21 protein-coding genes are annotated in these 19,082 nt (G+C 41.6%); 4 read left to right on the forward strand and 17 right to left on the reverse strand.

The window, feature by feature from the left end; genetic code table 11:
* Window positions 1-5 precede the first annotated feature (5 nt).
* Window positions 6-425 carry an Hsp20/alpha crystallin family protein gene (locus AKG37_RS00735; protein ID WP_060697142.1) on the forward strand — a complete coding sequence of 140 codons (420 nt, stop codon included), beginning with the start codon at window positions 6-8 and terminating at the stop codon, window positions 423-425.
* A gap of 19 nt (window positions 426-444) precedes the next feature.
* Here the strand turns inward: AKG37_RS00735 and AKG37_RS00740 are convergent, their stop codons facing one another.
* The 3 genes from AKG37_RS00740 to AKG37_RS00750 form a co-directional block, all read right to left on the reverse strand.
* Window positions 445-894 (reverse strand): YppG family protein, encoded by a 450-nt coding sequence (locus AKG37_RS00740; RefSeq protein ID WP_060697143.1) that lies wholly within the window; start codon window positions 892-894, stop codon window positions 445-447.
* A gap of 108 nt (window positions 895-1,002) precedes the next feature.
* Complete coding sequence (locus tag AKG37_RS00745; RefSeq protein WP_239686103.1) at window positions 1,003-1,383, reverse strand: YppE family protein; 381 nt, start codon at window positions 1,381-1,383, stop codon at window positions 1,003-1,005.
* 49 nt (window positions 1,384-1,432) lie between these two features.
* Entirely contained in the window at window positions 1,433-1,666 is a 234-nt protein-coding gene (locus AKG37_RS00750) for a DUF5446 family protein (protein WP_237697569.1), read from the reverse strand.
* A 197-nt stretch (window positions 1,667-1,863) separates the two neighbouring features.
* On the opposite strand from AKG37_RS00750, the gene sspM reads away from it, so the two are divergent.
* The gene (sspM, locus tag AKG37_RS00755; RefSeq protein WP_012010346.1) at window positions 1,864-1,968 is read left to right on the forward strand and encodes an acid-soluble spore protein SspM; all 105 of its coding nucleotides are present in this window, start codon (window positions 1,864-1,866) and stop codon (window positions 1,966-1,968) included.
* A 23-nt stretch (window positions 1,969-1,991) separates the two neighbouring features.
* On the opposite strand, the gene AKG37_RS00760 is transcribed toward sspM, so the two are convergent.
* Window positions 1,992-2,948 (reverse strand): DUF2515 domain-containing protein, encoded by a 957-nt coding sequence (locus AKG37_RS00760; RefSeq protein WP_060697146.1) that lies wholly within the window; start codon window positions 2,946-2,948, stop codon window positions 1,992-1,994.
* 46 nt (window positions 2,949-2,994) lie between these two features.
* On the opposite strand from AKG37_RS00760, the gene recU reads away from it, so the two are divergent.
* Window positions 2,995-3,630 (forward strand): Holliday junction resolvase RecU, encoded by a 636-nt coding sequence (gene recU / locus AKG37_RS00765; protein WP_060697147.1) that lies wholly within the window; start codon window positions 2,995-2,997, stop codon window positions 3,628-3,630.
* Window positions 3,631-3,649: 19 nt separating this feature from the next.
* Window positions 3,650-6,364: a PBP1A family penicillin-binding protein gene (locus AKG37_RS00770; RefSeq protein ID WP_060697148.1), complete on the forward strand. Its 2,715-nt coding sequence runs from the start codon at window positions 3,650-3,652 to the stop codon at window positions 6,362-6,364.
* A gap of 36 nt (window positions 6,365-6,400) precedes the next feature.
* On the opposite strand, the gene AKG37_RS00775 is transcribed toward AKG37_RS00770, so the two are convergent.
* From AKG37_RS00775 to bshA, 13 genes are all read right to left on the reverse strand, one after another.
* Window positions 6,401-6,910, reverse strand: coding sequence for a YpoC family protein (locus AKG37_RS00775; RefSeq protein ID WP_060697149.1), 510 nt, complete (start codon window positions 6,908-6,910; stop codon window positions 6,401-6,403).
* On the reverse strand, window positions 6,907-7,569 hold the full coding sequence (nth, locus tag AKG37_RS00780) for an endonuclease III (RefSeq protein ID WP_060697150.1): 663 nt from the start codon (window positions 7,567-7,569) through the stop codon (window positions 6,907-6,909). Before nth ends, AKG37_RS00775 begins: the two co-directional genes overlap by 4 nt.
* 17 nt (window positions 7,570-7,586) lie before the next feature.
* Window positions 7,587-8,291, reverse strand: a complete 705-nt coding sequence (locus AKG37_RS00785; protein ID WP_060697151.1) for a DnaD domain-containing protein — start codon at window positions 8,289-8,291, stop codon at window positions 7,587-7,589.
* Between the two features lie 98 nt (window positions 8,292-8,389).
* Complete coding sequence (gene asnS / locus AKG37_RS00790) at window positions 8,390-9,682, reverse strand: asparagine--tRNA ligase (RefSeq protein ID WP_149865058.1); 1,293 nt, start codon at window positions 9,680-9,682, stop codon at window positions 8,390-8,392.
* Between the two features lie 115 nt (window positions 9,683-9,797).
* Complete coding sequence (gene tseB, locus AKG37_RS00795) at window positions 9,798-10,283, reverse strand: cell wall elongation/penicillin-binding protein regulator TseB (protein ID WP_060697153.1); 486 nt, start codon at window positions 10,281-10,283, stop codon at window positions 9,798-9,800.
* 12 nt (window positions 10,284-10,295) lie between these two features.
* Complete coding sequence (locus tag AKG37_RS18340; protein WP_077233669.1) at window positions 10,296-10,466, reverse strand: YpmA family protein; 171 nt, start codon at window positions 10,464-10,466, stop codon at window positions 10,296-10,298.
* A 133-nt stretch (window positions 10,467-10,599) separates the two neighbouring features.
* Window positions 10,600-13,392, reverse strand: a complete 2,793-nt coding sequence (dinG, locus tag AKG37_RS00800) for an ATP-dependent DNA helicase DinG (RefSeq protein ID WP_060697154.1) — start codon at window positions 13,390-13,392, stop codon at window positions 10,600-10,602.
* A gap of 115 nt (window positions 13,393-13,507) precedes the next feature.
* On the reverse strand, window positions 13,508-13,891 hold the full coding sequence (gene panD, locus AKG37_RS00805; RefSeq protein WP_024422780.1) for an aspartate 1-decarboxylase: 384 nt from the start codon (window positions 13,889-13,891) through the stop codon (window positions 13,508-13,510).
* On the reverse strand, window positions 13,884-14,750 hold the full coding sequence (gene panC, locus AKG37_RS00810) for a pantoate--beta-alanine ligase (protein WP_060697155.1): 867 nt from the start codon (window positions 14,748-14,750) through the stop codon (window positions 13,884-13,886). The genes panD and panC overlap by 8 nt, the downstream gene beginning before the upstream one ends.
* Window positions 14,747-15,586, reverse strand: a complete 840-nt coding sequence (panB, locus tag AKG37_RS00815) for a 3-methyl-2-oxobutanoate hydroxymethyltransferase (protein ID WP_060697156.1) — start codon at window positions 15,584-15,586, stop codon at window positions 14,747-14,749. The genes panC and panB overlap by 4 nt, the downstream gene beginning before the upstream one ends.
* Window positions 15,587-15,783: 197 nt before the next feature.
* The gene (locus tag AKG37_RS00820; RefSeq protein ID WP_060697157.1) at window positions 15,784-16,767 is read right to left on the reverse strand and encodes a biotin--[acetyl-CoA-carboxylase] ligase; all 984 of its coding nucleotides are present in this window, start codon (window positions 16,765-16,767) and stop codon (window positions 15,784-15,786) included.
* Window positions 16,740-17,942, reverse strand: a complete 1,203-nt coding sequence (locus AKG37_RS00825; RefSeq protein ID WP_060697158.1) for a CCA tRNA nucleotidyltransferase — start codon at window positions 17,940-17,942, stop codon at window positions 16,740-16,742. The genes AKG37_RS00820 and AKG37_RS00825 overlap by 28 nt, the downstream gene beginning before the upstream one ends.
* Window positions 17,935-19,080 (reverse strand): N-acetyl-alpha-D-glucosaminyl L-malate synthase BshA, encoded by a 1,146-nt coding sequence (bshA, locus tag AKG37_RS00830; protein ID WP_060697159.1) that lies wholly within the window; start codon window positions 19,078-19,080, stop codon window positions 17,935-17,937. The genes AKG37_RS00825 and bshA overlap by 8 nt, the downstream gene beginning before the upstream one ends.
* Window positions 19,081-19,082 lie beyond the last annotated feature (2 nt).

Consider the following 19,082-nt stretch of genomic DNA (forward strand, 5'->3'; position numbering starts at 1 on the left):
TTCGAATGAAACAAAATGACGAAAACAAACATGAATTGCTGGCGAATGAAGATATCCTATATGAAGCGATTGAACAATTTTTTGCATCCTCCCCGTTTCACGAGATTTTAAATAGCGCAGAAGCACTCATGACCACATCTCATTCACTTGCATCCATTACAACCGATGTGACCGAGGATGATCAGTCTGTGTATATCGAAATTCAATTTCCAGACCATTTTGTCGAAGGGGATATCGCACTAGAAGTCAAAGCCCAATATTTACACTTATCAGTGCAGGAAAAAATCAAAACAGATACGACCTCCTCGTATTCGAGTTTTACCAAAACCATTTTAATGCCGGCAAAAGTAGAGGAAACAAAAATGAAGAGTGTGTGGAAAGATCAAACGCTTCGTGTAACTGCGCCAAAGCAAAGAGCCCAATAGATTGATCTATTGGGTTTTACTATGCTTTAAAAATACTTGTAAATCCTTTCGCCAATGAACCTACTTGATTCATCGTACTCATCATTTGGCCAGCTGTATCAAACATTTTGTTAAAGTCATATTGTCCATTCGTCTTTTTGAATTGTGACAGCACACTTTTAAATTGAGAAGGCTGCTGTTTTTGCGGTCTTGGCAAAGGATAAGGATTCATAGGGTGCTGCATAGGCATCATGCCTAGCTGCTGCATTTGGGATTGATTGATCGCTTCGGGCGGCTGAAAAGGCGGCACGTTTTCTTGGTATCCATAAGGCGGCTGATAGCCAGTAGAAGGTGCCTGGCTCATTCCACCTTGGTATGGCGGCATAAAATAATCTGGAGGCTGCGGAGGCTGCTGCATATCTGGATACGGAAAAGGCCCTTGCTTGAATTGATTGAATTCATAAGGCGGCTGGTTTGAATAAGGGAACATCTATCTCGCTCCTCTCGCTCTCAACACATATTGATGTCACTCATATATTATGATCAAGAGCAGAAGATGTGCCTAAAGAAGCCATAAGAAAAACGCAGCATCATATCTTCAGCTGCGCTTTTTGATTTCTTCTATTAAAAGGTTCAGTGTGTAAACCACTGATTCAACTAAATTTTTCACACGGGGTGCGTGCTGTTTGCCAAAATAAGATTGCAGGACAACCTCTTTACCATTTTCTTTTACGGCATCAAGCTGTTCTTGGTGTAAATATCTAGGTTTGGCCTGCTCAATAAATGAGATTGCAGCGGTGAGCCACTCTTCCATTTTTTGATCAAATGTCACAACGGCCGGCTGTATATCTGTATAAAAATCATATGATGGGTACTCCTCTTCTGCCTTTCCCTTCTGGTACTGCTCATACGCTTCTTCGATCCATATTCTGAGCTCTAGTGTATGTTCAAGTAATGTTTGATTATCCAAAGTGTTCACCTCTATGAACCATCCTACCAAACGTTTACTTATTGCTCAAATAGAAAAGCTATCCGGCGTGATATGCAGGTCTTGCTGCTAATTTATACTCTGCTGCATGAATCTTCAATTCACAGTCCTTTACTTCTGATTCAAGCCGGTCAATCATTTGTTCTTGCTCTTCAATGGCTGCTCGTTTTGTTTGCTTCACAGCAAGAGATAGCTCTTCTTCCACCGCATCAATTTTACGCTCAATTTCCTCTAACAACTGCATAATGGATTCTTTTGATACAAATTCGCTCATCATCAGATTCCTCCTTTATCGTCTCTCGTTACATTCTCTTTTCTTTCACACCCTCCTTCACACATGACAAAACTAGAAGCAAATCGCCAATCTAAGTGTAGATGAGCGCTATTTCTTCCTTTTCGACATATGCTTGTCCTTCTTTGTATGATTGCGTCCGATTGTGTAAATTCTAAAGACAAAAGGAGGTAGATTTCATGAAAAAACAGCCAGCACCAAAAGAGCAAAAGCCAAAAGGGAAAGAAAACAGTACAGACCAGCTTGATAAAAAGCTCGGCGGTCCTAATCGTCCATCTACGTAAAAAAAGCAGGTACCCCCTGCTTTTTATTTATGCAAAAAATAGTGCTCTAATGAGAAGAGAAATCGAAGCTGTCTTTTTTTATGGAAATACCAGTCTGTCAGCTCAATTTGTTTTGGCAGCGGCTCTGCATCGAATAAAGATGGACTCAATTTCTTCTGAAACCAATCCTCTCTTTGATCGTCTAATGAATGTGTCATCACCGGATAAACCGTTCGAAGAAAAGGTGTTGACCTTCTAGCGATCCCTAAAAACGGCTCAAAATCAAACCGAGACCCCGTATGCGGAACGGTATGCAAAAAATGATAAAAATCCGAAAACAAATCGGCTCGAAATAATAGTTTCGCTAATTTTTTTCCTAATGTAATGCGCTCTTTAACATGGGAAAACTTCCGTATGGTTAATCCGTACAAATGCCCGTCCACCGTTGGAAAAACAACAGTTTGGAAATGTCCCCACTCGCTGAAAAGATATTGAATCGAGTGAAAAACATTCTTTTTCAGAAGAGGATTTTGTATAATAGGAGATTGTATAGTATATTGTTCATTTATGATGAGTGCATAAAGCAGACGCTCTGTGTCACGCTTTAGCCAGAAACGTTCCCACTCAGCGCTCATGAAACGAGACACGGAGAAATAAGGCAGCAGGTGGAACAAAGGTTTTCTGCATTTCTTAGACCATTCATACAAAAGAAGCTGAGGATAAGCATCAGAAAAGATCAGCCAATTTGCTCTTTCATATGCTGTGAAAAAAAGATGCCCCTGCTGATCCGTTAAACCTGGATGAAAAAGCTCGCCCTTTAAATCCGTCATGGACCATCCAGCATTTCTTGAAACAAAGGAAGCGAGCAGTGACCATTTCATCTCAGGATGACGGTCATAAAAGCGCTTGTAAGCATTTGTCCTCGTCAGGTTGTCTTTATTTTTCGCTTTCGTTTCACGCAAAATGTGCTGAGTGATGATGTGCTCTTCTTGTGACAACATGGTGATCTCTCCAATACAAAATGCATTAAAAGGAGGCTGAAACTTGATGATTCGGTATCCAAACGGAAAATCGTATCAGCCCATTCAACAAATTGGGACAAAAAAAAGAATCAGCGGCGAATCCTCTTATAGTAACCGCGGGATGACGCTTGAGGCTGACTTAAATGAAACGAACCAATATTATTTGGTCAACGGGATCGCAGTCATTCATAAAAAGCCTACCCCAGTTCAAATAGTGAATGTGGATTATCCAAAAAGAAGCGCTGCTGTTATTAAAGAAGCTTATTTTAAACAATCATCCACAACAGACTATAACGGAGTGTACAAAGGCCGCTATATCGATTTTGAAGCAAAGGAAACCAAAAGCATGACCTCGTTTCCGCTCAAAAATTTCCACGACCATCAAATTGAGCATATGAAACAGGTAGAAAAGCAAGGCGGTATTTGTTTCGTTATTATATCCGCATTTGGCTCCGTTTATTATTTGCCTGCTTCGGATCTCTTTTTCTTCTGGGAGCGGCAGCAGCAAAACGGCCGTAAATCCATTAGCAAAGACGAATTAATGGAAGCTGGCCACTTAATGACACTTGGATATTCGCCAAGAATTGATTATATTAAAGTAGTGGAGACACTTCATTTTTCGGATGAAAGTGCGCAGCAATTACGTTCGAAAAAGGTTTAACACGAAAGGTTGAGATGTCATGTCTGATCAATTTACAAGTCGCGAACAGCGACGTAAAGCAAGTCAAGAAAACAATAAGAAGCAAAAGAACAAAAAAGGCAAAAAGAAAGCAGGTCTATTTAAAAAAATATTTTTATCTTTACTCGTGATCGGTCTTCTTTGCTTAGTAGCCGGAATCACAACTTTTGCCGTTTTTGCATCCAGCGCTCCTTCTATTGATGATAGTAAGCTTAAAACACCATACTCTTCAAAGCTTTATGATAAAGACAAAAAAATGTTTGCAGAAGTCGGTGCGGAAAAAAGAACGTATGTCTCGATTAAAGATATACCCGATGTAGTAAAAGAAGCGTTTATTGCGACTGAAGATGCACGTTTTTATAAACACCATGGGATTGATCCAATCCGTATTGGCGGTGCACTTGTCGCAAACGTCGAGGACGGCTTTGGTGCTGAAGGTGGAAGTACAATTACACAGCAGGTTGTAAAAAACTCCCTTCTTACCAATCAGAAAACGTTAAAACGGAAAGTACAGGAAGTATGGCTCTCAATTCAGCTTGAGCAAAAATATTCTAAAGATGAAATTTTAGAAATGTATTTAAACCGGATTTTCTTCTCTCCTTATGCTTATGGTGTTGGGAAAGCGGCTGAACAATTTTTCGGCGTCACAGATTTAAATAAACTAACTGTTGCACAGGCTGCCACTCTTGCAGGTATGCCGCAAAGTCCTTCTGCCTATAATCCAGTGAAACATCCCGAGGCAGCGGAAAAACGCCGTAATATCGTTTTAGGCCTTATGAAAAAACAAGGCTATATTACAGAAAAAGACTATGATGTTGCTAAAGCAACCCCTGTCAGCAAGACAGTTGTCTCAGCTGATAAATATAAGAGCCAAAACTCAAGTAAGTATTCTGCTTACATTGAAGAAGTGATGGAAGAAGTACAGAAAAAAGCCAAAGTGGATGTATCCACCGATGGATTAAAAATTTACACATCACTTGATCGAAAAGCGCAGGATCACCTAGATGATATCATTAATGGAGATAGCGCTGGATTTACGAAAGGCATGCAGGCCGGTGTCACTCTCCTTGATACGAAGAACGGTGAAATTCGCGCTATTGGCGGTGGACGTGATGTCCCAGCAGGCGGCTTCAACTATGCGACTGATGCAAAACGCCAGCCAGGGTCCACAATCAAACCAATCTTAGATTACGGACCAGTCATTGAAAACAAAAAATGGTCAACATATCAGCAAATTGATGATGCACCGTATACGTACTCAAATGGAACACCGATTAATAACTTTGACAGAAGACATTTAGGGAAAATGTCAATGAGAAGTGCTTTGGCACAATCTCGAAACATCCCTGCCCTAAAAGCCTTCCAAGAAGCTGGAACTGACAATGCTGTTCAATTCGCCAATAACTTAGGTATGGACTTACCGTCTGATATTCCAGAGTCCTACTCTATCGGTGGATTTGACGAAGGTGTCTCCTCCCTGAAGATGGCTGGTGCCTTTAGTGCATTCGGTAATAATGGATACTATAACGAACCGCACGCTGTTACGTCTGTTGAATTTAATGACGGAACAAAGCTTGACCTTACGCCAGATTCTAAGGCGGCTATGAGTGATTACACAGCATTTATGATCACAGACATGCTGAAAACGGCTGTACAATCTGGAACGGGTACACTTGCTCAAGTACCGAACGTACAAGTAGCTGGTAAAACAGGTACAACGAACTTCACGCAAGATGACATTAATAAATACAATATTCCTTCTGGCGGCGCAAAAGATTCGTGGTTTGTCGGTTATACGCCGCAATATACAGCAGCTGTTTGGACTGGAATCGGTAATTCAAAAGATGCAGACGGCAAAATGTGGCTCACAAGTTACGAGCAGCGTGTTGCCAAAATCGTCTTCCAGCGCTTAATTTCTCAAATTGATGATGGAAGCGGCTCATTTGAAAAACCAGATAGTGTTGTTGAAGCTACGGTTGAAAAAGGATCAGACCCAGCGAAATTAGCCGGACCGAATACACCAAGCGACAAGAAGACAACAGAATACTTTGTGAGAGGAACGGTACCAACTAAAGTTTCTGACACATATGAGAAAAAAGAAGCAGATAAACCATCAGATCTAAAAGCAGTATATGATGAAGAGAAAAAATCCATCACGCTGACTTGGGGCTATGACGATGATGCAGACGCTACATTTAATGTGAAGCAAGCAGTCGATGACGGCGGCTATAAAGACATTCAAAACAGCTCTGCTAAAGAAGCAGTCATCTCTGATGTGAAGCCTGGCTCTACCTATAAATTCCAAGTGACAGCAACTGTAGAGGATGTCACAAGTAAAGCAGCTTCTACCTTCCTCACCATTAAAGATGATGAAGAAGAAAAAGCAGATGATGAGAATAAAGAAGAAGAAGAACCTCAGCAGCCTGCTGACGACGAGCAAACAGACCAAACTGACAAGACTGACGATAACAAAAATCAGCCCCCAGGCACTGACGAGCAAAAGCCAGATGATAAAAAAGATCAGGATAACGATCAAAATCAAGGTGGAAATACGGAAAACGGCAATAACGGATCCGATAATGGCTCAGACAGTACAAATGGGAACAGCAACAACTCACAGACTGACAATAAAGATAAAAAGAAAGATGATGCGAAAACCAACGCTCAAAGCTCAAATTCGCCATCAAATTCTACTTCTCGAAAAGAAGATGAATAAACAAAAAGCACTTGCCTCCTATGGCAAGTGCTTTTTTTAACGCTGCTGTCTGATTTTCTTAAGTGCTTCATATTTTCCGTATTGCTTTTTTAATTCTGTGTATAGCTCGTCCAGTTGTATAAAGCAATGATATTGAGTAGGTTTTAGCAAAATGAACTCTAAACGTTCCGTCCAATTAATGGGGGCAACGGGAAATGTGTCTTTCTTGATATCTTCCCATTCAAGCGTTTGCAGCTTCTCCCCTTTGACCCAATAAAATATTGCGATCATACTGATGATTCCTTGCAGCATATCATCTTCTTCACAACGGGATTTTCTTGTTTGAAAACGAGGAAGCATTTTTTCTTTTAATTCATTCCACAGTTCAAACATTACAGGAACAAATTCTTCTGTTTTCTGCCACGGCAGTTCTTCTGTTAAAGGATCTGAAGATAGATCATATGCGAGGGGATTGGCTCTAAGTATGTCTACTCGATCGCCTTTGATCTCAACCTTTTTCTCTTTTAGCTTTTCGACATATGAGGTAAAAGCCACTGCTTTGCTCATGCTAGCTTCACCAATCCTTTTTTCAGCCTCTTCTGCCCTTCTCTGCACATATCAAGAAGCGGGCACGACTCGCATTGCGGCCGCTGCGCCTTGCAATGATACCTGCCGAAAAAAATCAGACGGTGGTGCGTCACAGACCAATCTTCTTTTGGTACCTTTTTCATTAAGGTTTGCTCTACTTCAAGCACAGAATCCTTCCAGCGGCAGATTCCTAGACGCTTGCTGACTCGTTCTACGTGTGTATCTACTGCAATTGCTGGTACACCAAAAGCAACCGAAACAACGACATTTGCTGTTTTTCGGCCAACTCCAGGAAGCTTGACAAGCTCATCCCGGTCCTTCGGCACTTCACCGCCATATTCTTCAATCAGCATTTTACTCAGCTTTTGAATGTTTTTAGCCTTATTGCGATACAGACCAATCGAACGAATATCTTGCTGTAGTTCTTCAAGCGGTACACTTAAATAGTCTTCTGGTGTTTTATATTTTTGAAATAACGTTTTCGTGACCTTGTTTACAAGCACGTCTGTACATTGAGCTGAGAGTGCGACAGCAATCACAAGCTCAAATGGATTGTCATGAACAAGCTCACACTCAGCCTCTGGAAACATATCTCCTATAATATCTAAACACTCATTAATTTGTTTTTTTGATAACATGCCTTCTCCTTTATTGGTTATTGTTCCAGCCAATTATAAAAAGGAACTTGTCGTTTATAAGTTGACGTCTCTTCTTTTGAAGGTGGGTTTTTTTGCTGAGAACGGAAATGCTGGCTGTGCTCTTTTGCTTCTTCCGCTGTTTTCAGCCCTTTCTTTTTCCACTCAAACAGAATTCGATCAATATAACGGAAGTTTAGTTTTCCTGATAAAACAGCTTCTCTAAGCGCTAGACGGATCATTTCAGCATCATGATGATCTTGATCCATCCAGATCGAAAGTGTTTCTCCTTCAAGAGGAGACAGCGGTCTGCCGAATTCATCTTCAAATAAAGCATATAAAGATTTTTCAGCCTGTACATGATGTGTTTGAGCTTCTTTCGCCTGTTTTGCTTCTAAAAAGTCATACAGCACGCCCCATAAAGGCTCTACTGAGTAGCGGTCATGCTGAATACCAGATCTGTCTTCAAATGGCTGAATCGAAATAAATCCTTTTTGAATGAGATGCTGAACCATATACGCACACTCTTCCGCTGAAATGGTCATACCACCTGAAAGCTCTTCAAATGTTTGAAAGAAAACGCCTTGTTCTTCATTCATTTTAATCTTTAGCATCACCATCATCTGTGATTCATTCAGTCCTAACTGCTCATAATGAGCAATCAGCAAATTGGGTAAACTTGTCGAACCCATTTGCTGCATATTAATAAATTGCTGCCTATTCATCGGATACACCTCTTCACTTTAAGTATATCACGTTTTATTTCACGTGCCCGCCTAAAAAGACGTTTGAAAAAGCCTCCATATGTTGGAGGCTTCACGTCTTAAGGATATAAACGGTTTAATAATCTTGGGAAAGGAATTGTTTCACGCACATGCGGCGCTCCGCTAATCCAAGCAACTGTACGTTCAAGTCCAAGACCAAAACCTGAATGCGGTACAGAACCGTATTGTCTTAATTCTGTATACCATTTGTAAGTTTCTTGATCGAGTCCATGCTCTTTCAATCTTGCTTCAAGCATCTCTAAATCATGAACACGCTCAGAACCGCCAATGATCTCTCCGTAGCCTTCTGGTGCAATTAAGTCTGCACAAAGGACGACATCATCACGATCCGGTGCTGGCTGCATATAAAACGGTTTTAGTGATGTTGGGTAATGAGTGATAAACACTGGTTTATCATAGCTTTCGGCGATCGCTGTTTCGTGAGGCGCACCGAAGTCATCTCCCCATTCAATATCATCAAAGCCTTTTTCCTGCAGGAATTTAATCGCTTCATCATAAGTGATGCGCGGGAATGGCGCTTTGATGTTTTCTAATTTCGCTGTATCACGGCCTAGTGTATGCAGTTCAACTTTACAGTTTTCAAGTACACTTTGAACAACATGAGACACATAATTTTCTTGATACTCAAGGTTTTCATTAAATTCGACAAAAGCCATTTCAGGCTCAATCATCCAAAACTCAATTAAATGGCGTTTTGTTTTTGATTTCTCAGCTCTAAATGTTGGGCCAAATGAGAATACTTTTCCAAGTGCCATTGCGGCCGCTTCCATGTAAAGCTGACCACTTTGAGAAAGGTACGCATCTTCATCAAAATATTTCGTAGCAAATAGTTCCGTTGTGCCTTCAGGAGCACTTCCAGTTAAAATTGGCGGATCTACTTTCACGAAACCTTCTTGATGGAAGAACTCATATGTAGCACGAATAATTTCGTTACGGATTTTCATAATGGCATGCTGTTTTTTAGAACGCAGCCATAAATGACGGTGATCCATTAAGAATTCTGTTCCATGCTCTTTTGGTGTAATTGGGTAATCTGTAGCTTCATGAATCACTTCAATGGATTTCACTTGTAATTCAAAACCAAGCGGTGAACGCTCGTCTTTTGTCACTTGACCTGTCACATAAACAGATGTTTCTTGTGTGACTGATTTCGCAAGTTTAAAGATTTCCTCTTCCACTTCTGCTTTTACTACGACTCCTTGAATAAAGCCTGTCCCGTCTCGCAGCTGCAAAAATGCAATTTTTCCGCTTGAACGTTTATTGGCAATCCATGCGCCGATGGTTACTTCTTGATCGACGTGTTTAAACACTTGATTAATCGTTGTTTTCAACATAATTCCCTCCAAAGCCAGAAAGAAACTCACCTTTTCGATTGGTGTGAATCTTTTTTCATACATTTTATTATAACCGTTCTAAATCAGCATGGTCAACGCAAGACAGGAGAAACTACGGTGTTAAATTTTTTTCCACGCGTCCTGTCGAGAAATCGACATAGCTAAAGCTATATTGATTGTTCTCATTTAAGTACGTCACTTCCCAAAGGAGAACGTCACCTTCTCTCGCTAATTTGACATCTTTTAGCTTAGAGACTGTATTCTCCTTTTGAACGGCTTGTACTGCTTGATTCGAGGTAATGCCTTCTTTTGCTTTTTTTGTGATCACTTTTTCTTTTTTGCTGGCAGGTACCCAAACATAAGTCAATTCATTCTGTTTGTTTTTCCCTTCAACAATAAATTGTTTTTCTTTCCCGACAAAGGTTTCCACTTGCTCCACTTGTACGATGTTTGCTTGTTCTTTTGCTCGTTCAATCGCTGCATCGTGACCTTGTTCTCTTTGTCCCATGGCAATCTGATAAATCCACGTAAAGCTGATGATGCCAATCAGCAGAACGAGAGCCACAACGGATGAAATGATCCAGACTATTTTTTTCATGTCAAGCTTCCCCTATGTGCGATAAATCGTAAATATCGCTTGATTTTGGTCTTCTTGATCTAATGCTAATCCAAACATAAGATCTTCTCTTTTAAGCGTTCTGTTCAATACGTCAACGATTTTGTACAGGTCTTCTGAATGCTTAATTTGAACAGTTGAAAGTACCTCTATTTTACTTTCCACTTCTAATTCCTCCTCGGTACGTAAATATTGTTAGTCATACTTTTCTGCACGGGAACCGATACTATTTTTACAACGGAACACAAAAAGCCGTTTACGATAAATTAACTCCAAACCCACACCAGCTAAAGGCCGCTTATGACAGCGGCTTTTCGTTGTTAAGGTTTTTTATATACGCCTCAAGGGACTCTTTTGACATCTCGTGAACCGGCGCATGTGGGAGTGATTCTAAAAATAACTTTCCATATGAAGCAGTTTTCACCCGGCGGTCTAAAATTAGCAATGTCCCTATGTCTTTTTCAGATCGCAGCAAGCGGCCAGCTCCTTGCTTAAAGGTTAACACAGCTTCTGGGAGAGCGACGGTTTTAAATGGATTCTTCCCTTGTTTTTTTGCTGCATCACATTTTGCTTCAATGAGCGGTGAATCAGGCGGCCGGAACGGAAGACGTGCCATGATGACTGTTGTGAGCTCTGAGCCTGGAAAATCAACACCTTCCCAGAAACTACCCGTACCAAGCAAAATGGCTTGTTTTGCTAATTTAAACATTTTCGTCAATTTGACCGGGCTGCCCCCTGTCAGACCTTGAGCAAAAAGGGCTGATTGCATCCCTTCTGTTTTTAGCTCTTCATAGACTGCTTTTAACATCTCATGTGAATTAAACAACACCAATATTTTTGCATGATGCTGCTTTTCCATGATCTTAATATATCGAGCTGCTTGCTTTACATAGTCTCGTTCATCACGGTTCGTAATCGGCGGCATGTCAGCCGGCACAATCACTTTGAGCTGTTTTTCAAGTTCAAACGGTGAATCAATCTGGACAAGATGCGGATAAAAATCTTGCAGGCCAAACCGTTCCAAGCAATAATCAAAGCGGTGATTGATGGTAAGTGTCCCTGATGTGAGGACGACACTTTTTTTGTTCATAAAGAATCGATCAGCCAAAAGTTCGCCTGTATCTAGTGGCTGTGCATACATAAAGACAGCGTTTTTGGCACCCTTTGCATCAATTTCAATCCAAACCGTTTCATCGTTTTTCGGCTCAAAAATAAACCGGTACAGTGTACTGCAAAATGTATGCATAAATGACATCACTTGATCGTATTCCTCTGCTTCAAAGGCAAAATGCTCTGTCAGGTGTGCACTTTTTTGAAGAAGCTCATTTTTTTGCTGCTCATACAGTTTTTCACAAGCAATTAACAAGGAACAAAGTTTACTTGCCGTTTCTTTAATACGTTTCCACTGAGCATGTTTTGAATGATGACGTACTCTATGAATGAGACGATTGATGTCTGCTTTTGGTTTTGTTCTTTTGACAAAAGAATGAACTGTGCTAAAGAAAGCATCACTTTCCATTTGAAGCTGATTGAGATACTCATCCATTTCGATAAAGGTGTCGGTCTGTAAACCGGCTCCATGGAATCTCTTTTTCAGCTTCTTTAACAATCCGCCTTGTAAGGAGCCAAGCTGCGTTAATTTCGCATGAAGCTGGATATAAGACGCACTATCCCCAAGGGTTTCATTGGCTGTTTTCTCAAATTGATGGGCTTCATCTATCACATATACGTCTGCATGCTGAAAAATAGATGATGCTTCTGTTTGTGATAAGAGCAGGCGATGATTCGTTAAAATCAAATCAGCTGTTTTTGCTCTTCTTTTGGCACGCTCATAAAAGCAATGTTCTTTAAACCGGCGCTTTTTCGATGTAAACGGCATGTGCACACAGGAAATTCGGTCTTTTATATTGGCAGCTCCTGACGGTAAATTCAGTTCAGATAAATCACCCGTTTCTGTTACAAGGAGCCACATTAATATTTGCGCCTTCGTTAAGACGACATCATAGTTATCATCTTCCTCATGAAGCACATGCTCAAACTTATCTAAACAAATATAATGTGCCCGTCCTTTAAATACACAGGCAGCAGGCTCAAACGGGAGCAATTGATTCAAGATCGGCACATCGCGCTGAAGCATTTGCTGCTGCAAAAGAATGGAATATGTACTAATAATGACAGGTTTTCCTGATTTCTTCGCTTCTAGAGCCGCTGGGATGAGGTAAGCCAGTGTTTTCCCAATACCCGGTGCCGCTTCAATTAATGCATAGGCCCTTTCATGAAACACGTCTCTCACTTTATTCATCATCGTGAGCTGGCCTTCTCTTACTTCATAGCCTTCTACCGTTTGCGGCAGCTTCTTTTTGATTTCCTCAAACAGCTGTTCATCATCCTCACCTACTGAATGTGTCGTCTCAGTGATAGGATTGGTGACATCTTTTACAGCAAAAGAGCCGACTTCCACCAAAGAATCTTCCCGGCTGGCATGGCTCGTTTCAAGCTGCTTAATTAAAAGTCCTATATCACTTAAGAGATAAGAGGATAATCTGCGCAGCTGCTTCAGCACATTTGGCGGTGTATGTTTTAATTGATGGAATAAATTCAAAAATAGCATGGCAGTAACTTCCGCATCACTATCCGCCCGGTGCGGGTGGTCATGTGGAAGCATGAGCTCTTCACTTAATTCAGTGAGCTTATATCCTTCAAGCTCCGGATAAAGAATTCTAGAAATCTCAACTGTATCAATTGCTAGCACATCCAGCTCATTTTTCCCGCATGCTTTTAGTTCATCATTTAAAAAATTCAAGTCAAAATGAACATTGTGCGCAACAAAATAAGCGCCATGTATGAGGTCATACACCTCTTGGGCAATGTCCTCAAAAAACACCGCATCGTCAACCATGTGCTGCTGAATGCCTGTCAGCTGTTCAATAAATCCAGGGATTGCTTTTCCCGGGTTCACATATTTTGAATACCGTTCGACAATTTGTCCATTTTCAATGACCACCGCAGCAATTTGAATGATTTTATCACCCTTTTTAGGTGAATTCCCGGTGGTTTCAATATCAACGACAACAAACCTTTGATCGGTCATAAAATGGACACCTCAATTCCTCGTTTCACCCTGAAGTGAAACACGCTCTGGACAAAATAGATGAAACAGAACAGCTCCTTTTCATGAAACTGTTCTGTTTCCATATAGCTTGCGTCTATAAAATCGTTCTCGCAGGCTCTTGCCCAATCATTTGTTCAATTTGATTTTGTTTATTTAAAACGACTACTTTTGGTGTGTGTGTCTTTGCTTCTTCTTCTGACAACATCCCATAAGCAATAATAATCACTTCATCCCCTGGCTGAACCAATCTCGCTGCGGCACCGTTTAAGCAAATGACGCCGCTCTTTCTTTCGCCGGGAATAATATATGTTTCAAGTCTTGCGCCATTATGATTATTGACAATTTGTACTTTCTCATTTGCCATCATGCCTGCCGCATCTAGTAAATCTTCGTCAATTGTAATACTTCCTACATAATGTAAGTTTGCTTCAGTCACCGTCGCTTTATGAAGCTTAGAGGTCATAAAGGTTCTATACATGTTTTTCACCGCTTTCAGGAACATGGAATATCACATTATCAATCAGTCTTGCCCGTGAGAATTTCACCGCAATTGCAATAATGACCTGACCTGCTAACTGCTGAAGCGGCTCAAGCTCTGGATAGGAGTAGATCTCAATATAATCAATTTCTCCGCCCGTGTGAAGAAGCTCTTCTTTAATCAGCTGATACACACGACTGACATCACGTTCGCCTTTTTCAACAGCTGCCTGTCCTTTATTTAATGCGCGGTATAAAGCGGGTGCTTCTTGTCTTTCTTCTTCAGAAAGATACACATTCCTTGAGCTTTTTGCTAAACCGTCTTCTTCTCTAACTGTCGGTACAGATACAAGGTGAAGATCGAAGAAGAAATCCTTGATCATCGCATCGATCACAGCGACCTGCTGTGCATCCTTTAGACCAAAATAGACATTTGTTGGTGATACGAGATGAAATAGCTTCGTGAGCACAGTGACAACGCCGTCAAAATGTCCTGGACGTTTTTTCCCGCATAAGACATCTGTCCGTTTTTGAACCGTCATCGTAATAGATGGTTCATCTGGGTACATTTCCTTTACATCAGGTGTAAATAAAATATCCACACCCGCTTCTTCTGCAAGACGCTGATCTCTTTTGATATCTCTTGGATAGGATTCAAAGTCTTCATTCGGTCCAAACTGCAAAGGATTGACAAAAATGCTCATCACGACAATGTCATTTTGACCTCTTGCCTCTTTCGCCAAAGTCAGATGTCCTTCATGAAGAAAGCCCATCGTCGGAACAAAGCCGATGGAGCGCTGTTTTACTTGATGCTGCTTGATCAATTCTTTCAACTCGTGAATATGGGTGACAACGTTCATTTTTTGATTCCCCCATATAAGCCATCAAGGACTTCTTCTTTGATATGAAACGTGTGCATGTCCTCTGGGAATGTTCGTGCTTTGACTTCTTTTGTATATTGAATGAGCGCTTCTTCTAAAACAGTATCAATTTGCGCGTATTGTTTCACAAATTTAGGTGTTCTAGACACCCCGTATCCTACCACATCATGGTAAACGAGAACTTGTCCGTCTGCTTCAGCCCCTGCACCAATTCCGATCACAGGAATCTTCAGCATGTCGGTTATTCGTTTTGTCAGTTCGCCAGGTACGCATTCCAGCACAAGTGCGATCGCACCAGCTTCCTCACATTTCAAGCTGTCTTCAATCAATTTTTGAGCACTTTCGTGGTCTTTTCCTTGCACTTTATACCCGCCAAGTACACCAACTGATTGAGGTGTGAGGCCTAAATGACTGACGACAGGAATTCCGCCTCTTGTGAGGGCTTGAATGGATTCAAACACTCCATCTCCGCCTTCTAGCTTTAAGGCATCGGCACCGCTTTCTTGCATGATGCGTGCTGCATTTTTCATTGTTTCTTCTAACGAATAATGATAAGACATAAATGGCATATCAGTCACAACAAATGTGTCTTTTGCGCCTCTTTTCACTGCTTTTGTGTGGTGGATCATATCCTCCATCGTGACTTGTACAGTTGAATCTAGTCCAAGTACAACCATCCCAAGTGAATCACCAACTAAGATCATGTCGACTTCCGCTTTTTCCGCTTGCTTAGCAGATGGATAGTCGTATGCGGTCAGCATCACAATTGGTTCGTTTTGTTCTTTCATTTTGAAAAAATCTAGCTTTGTCTTCATTTGTTCCTCCTCATTCTGGAGAGGAAATGGCTTGCCTCACATCACATGGTTTGATCTCTCATGTGCGGCGAATCATCCCTCTGTCCAAGTCCCTTAGGATCAAGGCAGAAATTTATCATATTTTTCTTCCTAACAGGTACAGTTCTTTTCAGATACTGCCCACACGAAGTATATCAAAAATGTGCCGGGTGTTCCACTTAAGTTGACTTTATCTCGATGTCTGCGGAGTAGATTTTTTGAATACCGGCCTCTGTTTCAAGCAATAAAACACCCTCTTCGTTGATTCCGAGCGCTTTTCCTGTATATTGCCCGTTGACGGTGCGTGCAACAATATGTTGACCAATCGTCATCGCAAACGATTCCCACAATTTTTTAATAGGTGCAAATCCAAGCTTCATATAATCGGCATACCTTTGTTCGAAGGTGGACATGATGTGTTGAATGAGTCCAGCACGATCCACTTTTTCATTCAATTCCATTCGCAGACTTGTGGCGACATCCTTTAGTTCATCCGGAAAATCATCAGCGGTTTGGTTGACATTAATACCCGGTCCAATAATGACCGCATGAACCTGATCAGCTTCTGCTTTTAATTCTGTCAGAATGCCAACCACCTTTTTTCCGTTCAACAAAATATCGTTTGGCCATTTAATAGATGGACTGAGTCCTGTTTGCTTCTCAATAGCCTCTGCGATAGCTACAGATGCCAAAAGCGTCATTTGCGGCGCCTTATGCAGTGGAATTTCAGGCCGCAGAATGAGACTCATCCAAATGCCTGTCCCATTGGGTGAATGCCATGTTCTTTGAAGACGTCCCTTTCCGTTTGTCTGATGATCGCTGACAACGATCGTGCCGTGGGGCGCACCTTCATTGACAAGATCATGGGCAATCAGTTGAGTTGAAGCGACTTCTTCCTGAAAATAAATATGCCTGCCAAAGCTTTTCGTTTCCAGGCCAAACAAAATTTCGTCCTCACTAATTTTGTCCGGTTTACGAAGCAGACGGTATCCTTTTCTTCTGACGGCTTCTACCTCATACCCCTCTTTTCGCAAATCCTCTATATGCTTCCATACAGCTGTTCGGGAGCAGCCAAGTTCATCACAAATTTGTTGACTTGAGACAAAATCCTGGCTAGATGCTGTAAATAGTTCAATTAATCGTTTTCTAATTGCTGATCGCATGCTTTAAGCCACTCCTCTATGGCTTCTTTTCGGTTTTCTAAACGGTTTTGCAACACGGCTTTTTTCACAAGATCAAGCTCCTCTGCAATCCATTTCCCTGAGGTCTTTTGCCGAAAGGCCATTAAATCTTTTCCTGAAACAGCAAGGTCTTGGAGCTTCTTAATTGGCAGTGCATCATATGAATGCTTTGCTGCCTCCAGTTCATCAAAGAAAATGCGGCGCTCATGTTTTAGCTGCGTGATCTTCAAGCTAGATAAGAGCACGTGTTCACCAGCTTTAAACATGTTTTCCGCATCCCAGTCACAATCGACATATTGGCTAATAGCTATTGCGTCTTTCAAAAGCTTTGTTGACAGCTTCCATTCTTTTAAGAAGGACACAGCCTCTTCTTTATCTAGGCCAAGCAAATGGATGAAAGCCCCCCAAATTTCGTCTAATCCATCGAGTAAATAATACGGAAATGCTTGGAAGGATTCATGAAGACGATCCGCTTTGAGCCCTGGCAATTCTTCATATAATTTAGTTGAAATGAGCAGTTGAATGGCCTGTTGACAATGACGGCCTTTTAACAGCTTCTCCATTTCAATTTTTTTACGTTCAACCGATATGTTGGCAAGCAGGTGCTTATCTTTTTTCATGGCTTCAGCCGTCTCATCCGCGAGTTCAAATCCAAGCTGGCTTAAAAAACGAACGGCTCTCATCATGCGGAGCGCATCTTCTTGAAAGCGGCACGCAGGATCTCCTACGGTTTGAATTCGTTTCCGCTCAATATCCTGTTTACCGCCTACATGGTCAATGATTTCCCCATTTATATCCATAGCCATCGCATTGATCGTTAAATCTCTCCTTAAAAGATCTTCCTTCAAGGATGTGATGAATGCTACTTCTTTCGGTCTGCGAAAATCTTCATATTCTGACTCCGTCCGAAACGTCGTCACCTCATAGCTGACCCCATCATGTAGAACAATGACAGTGCCATGCTCCTTGCCGACATCCACCGTTTTTTCAAACAAAGACTCGACCGTATCAGGAGTTGCATCTGTCGCAATATCGATATCGCCAATTTCCCGTCCTAATAGAACATCTCTCACCGCTCCACCGACAAAGTAAGCCTGATGCCCATGTTCGTGCAGTGTATGTAAAATAGGGATCGCATGTGTGAATGGTTCATTCATTTGCATCATCACCTTCGATCAATTCTAGGTAAAGCTTTTCATATTCACTCACAATTTTTTCAGAAGAGAATTGAGATTGAACACTAGACAGGGCTGCTGCTGACACTTGTTCATGAAGCGATTTGTCTTTCAACAAAAACACCGCGTGCTTTGCTGCTCCGTCTATATCGCCGAGCGGGACAAGAAACCCTGTTTCTCCATGCGTAATGACCTCTGGAATACCGCCGACATCTGTCCCGATACAAGGTACACCGCACGCCATTGCCTCAAGGAGCACAAGTCCAAAGCTTTCCTTCTCTGAAAGAAGCAGCTTCAAATCACTGATTGAATAAAGCTCCTCAACCTTCTCCTGCTTTCCTAAAAATAACACGCGGTCCGTCAGTCCCAGTTTTTTCACCAGTTCGCAAACAACCGATTTTTCTGGACCGTCCCCAATGAGCAGTAGTTTTGCATTCACCTGATCAGAGATTTTTTTAAACACATGAATGACATCATGCACCCGCTTCACCTTGCGGAAATTCGATACATGGATGACGACTTTTTCATCGCGCAAAAGACCATAATGTCTTTTCAGCACTTCGTGATCTTCACGCAAGTATACACGCTCATCGACGAAATTATGGATTGTCTCGATCTTTTTATCAGGTTTGATTAAGTCGTACGTCTGCGCAGCTAATGAATGCGACACCGCCGTCACGCGATCCGATGATTCGATGGCAAATCGGATGACTTCCTTTAAAGATGGATCATAGCCTAAAACCGTAATGTCCGTCCCGTGAAGCGTCGTAACGACTTTCACAGAGTGTCCAGTCATTTGCTTGGCTAAGAACGCACAGACGGCGTGCGGGACCGCATAATGTGCGTGAATAATATCGAGCTTCTCTCGTTTTGCGACTTCTGCCAACTTACTTGCCAGCGCAAGGTCATAAGGCGGATATTGAAAAACAGCGTATTGATTCACATCCACCTCATGAAAATAAATATTCGGATACACTTTATTAAGCCTAAACGGAATGCTTGAGGTAATGAAATGAACATCGTGCCCTTTTTCAGCTAAACGTTTCCCAAGCTCAGTAGCAATAATACCCGAGCCGCCGACACTTGGATAACAAGTAATTCCGATCTTCAGTTTTTTCATAA

This window comes from Bacillus australimaris (assembly GCF_001307105.1).
Taxonomy (GTDB): domain Bacteria; phylum Bacillota; class Bacilli; order Bacillales; family Bacillaceae; genus Bacillus; species Bacillus australimaris.

Coding starts and splice junctions, on each gene's coding strand:
- sspM (WP_012010346.1), top strand. CDS start 1,864: ATGAAAAAACAGCCAGCACCAAAAGAGCAAAAGCCAAAAGGGAAAGAA.
- AKG37_RS00770 (WP_060697148.1), top strand. CDS start 3,650: ATGTCTGATCAATTTACAAGTCGCGAACAGCGACGTAAAGCAAGTCAA.
- panC (WP_060697155.1), bottom strand. CDS start 14,750: ATGAACGTTGTCACCCATATTCACGAGTTGAAAGAATTGATCAAGCAG.
- tseB (WP_060697153.1), bottom strand. CDS start 10,283: ATGAAAAAAATAGTCTGGATCATTTCATCCGTTGTGGCTCTCGTTCTG.
- bshA (WP_060697159.1), bottom strand. CDS start 19,080: ATGAAAAAACTGAAGATCGGAATTACTTGTTATCCAAGTGTCGGCGGC.
- panD (WP_024422780.1), bottom strand. CDS start 13,891: ATGTATAGAACCTTTATGACCTCTAAGCTTCATAAAGCGACGGTGACT.
- AKG37_RS00785 (WP_060697151.1), bottom strand. CDS start 8,291: ATGAATAGGCAGCAATTTATTAATATGCAGCAAATGGGTTCGACAAGT.
- AKG37_RS00760 (WP_060697146.1), bottom strand. CDS start 2,948: ATGTTGTCACAAGAAGAGCACATCATCACTCAGCACATTTTGCGTGAA.
- AKG37_RS00740 (WP_060697143.1), bottom strand. CDS start 894: ATGTTCCCTTATTCAAACCAGCCGCCTTATGAATTCAATCAATTCAAG.
- recU (WP_060697147.1), top strand. CDS start 2,995: ATGATTCGGTATCCAAACGGAAAATCGTATCAGCCCATTCAACAAATT.
- AKG37_RS00735 (WP_060697142.1), top strand. CDS start 6: ATGAAACAAAATGACGAAAACAAACATGAATTGCTGGCGAATGAAGAT.
- AKG37_RS00750 (WP_237697569.1), bottom strand. CDS start 1,666: ATGAGCGAATTTGTATCAAAAGAATCCATTATGCAGTTGTTAGAGGAA.
- AKG37_RS00825 (WP_060697158.1), bottom strand. CDS start 17,942: ATGAATGAACCATTCACACATGCGATCCCTATTTTACATACACTGCAC.
- dinG (WP_060697154.1), bottom strand. CDS start 13,392: ATGACCGATCAAAGGTTTGTTGTCGTTGATATTGAAACCACCGGGAAT.
- nth (WP_060697150.1), bottom strand. CDS start 7,569: ATGTTATCAAAAAAACAAATTAATGAGTGTTTAGATATTATAGGAGAT.
- AKG37_RS00820 (WP_060697157.1), bottom strand. CDS start 16,767: ATGCGATCAGCAATTAGAAAACGATTAATTGAACTATTTACAGCATCT.
- AKG37_RS00775 (WP_060697149.1), bottom strand. CDS start 6,910: ATGAGCAAAGCAGTGGCTTTTACCTCATATGTCGAAAAGCTAAAAGAG.
- panB (WP_060697156.1), bottom strand. CDS start 15,586: ATGAAGACAAAGCTAGATTTTTTCAAAATGAAAGAACAAAACGAACCA.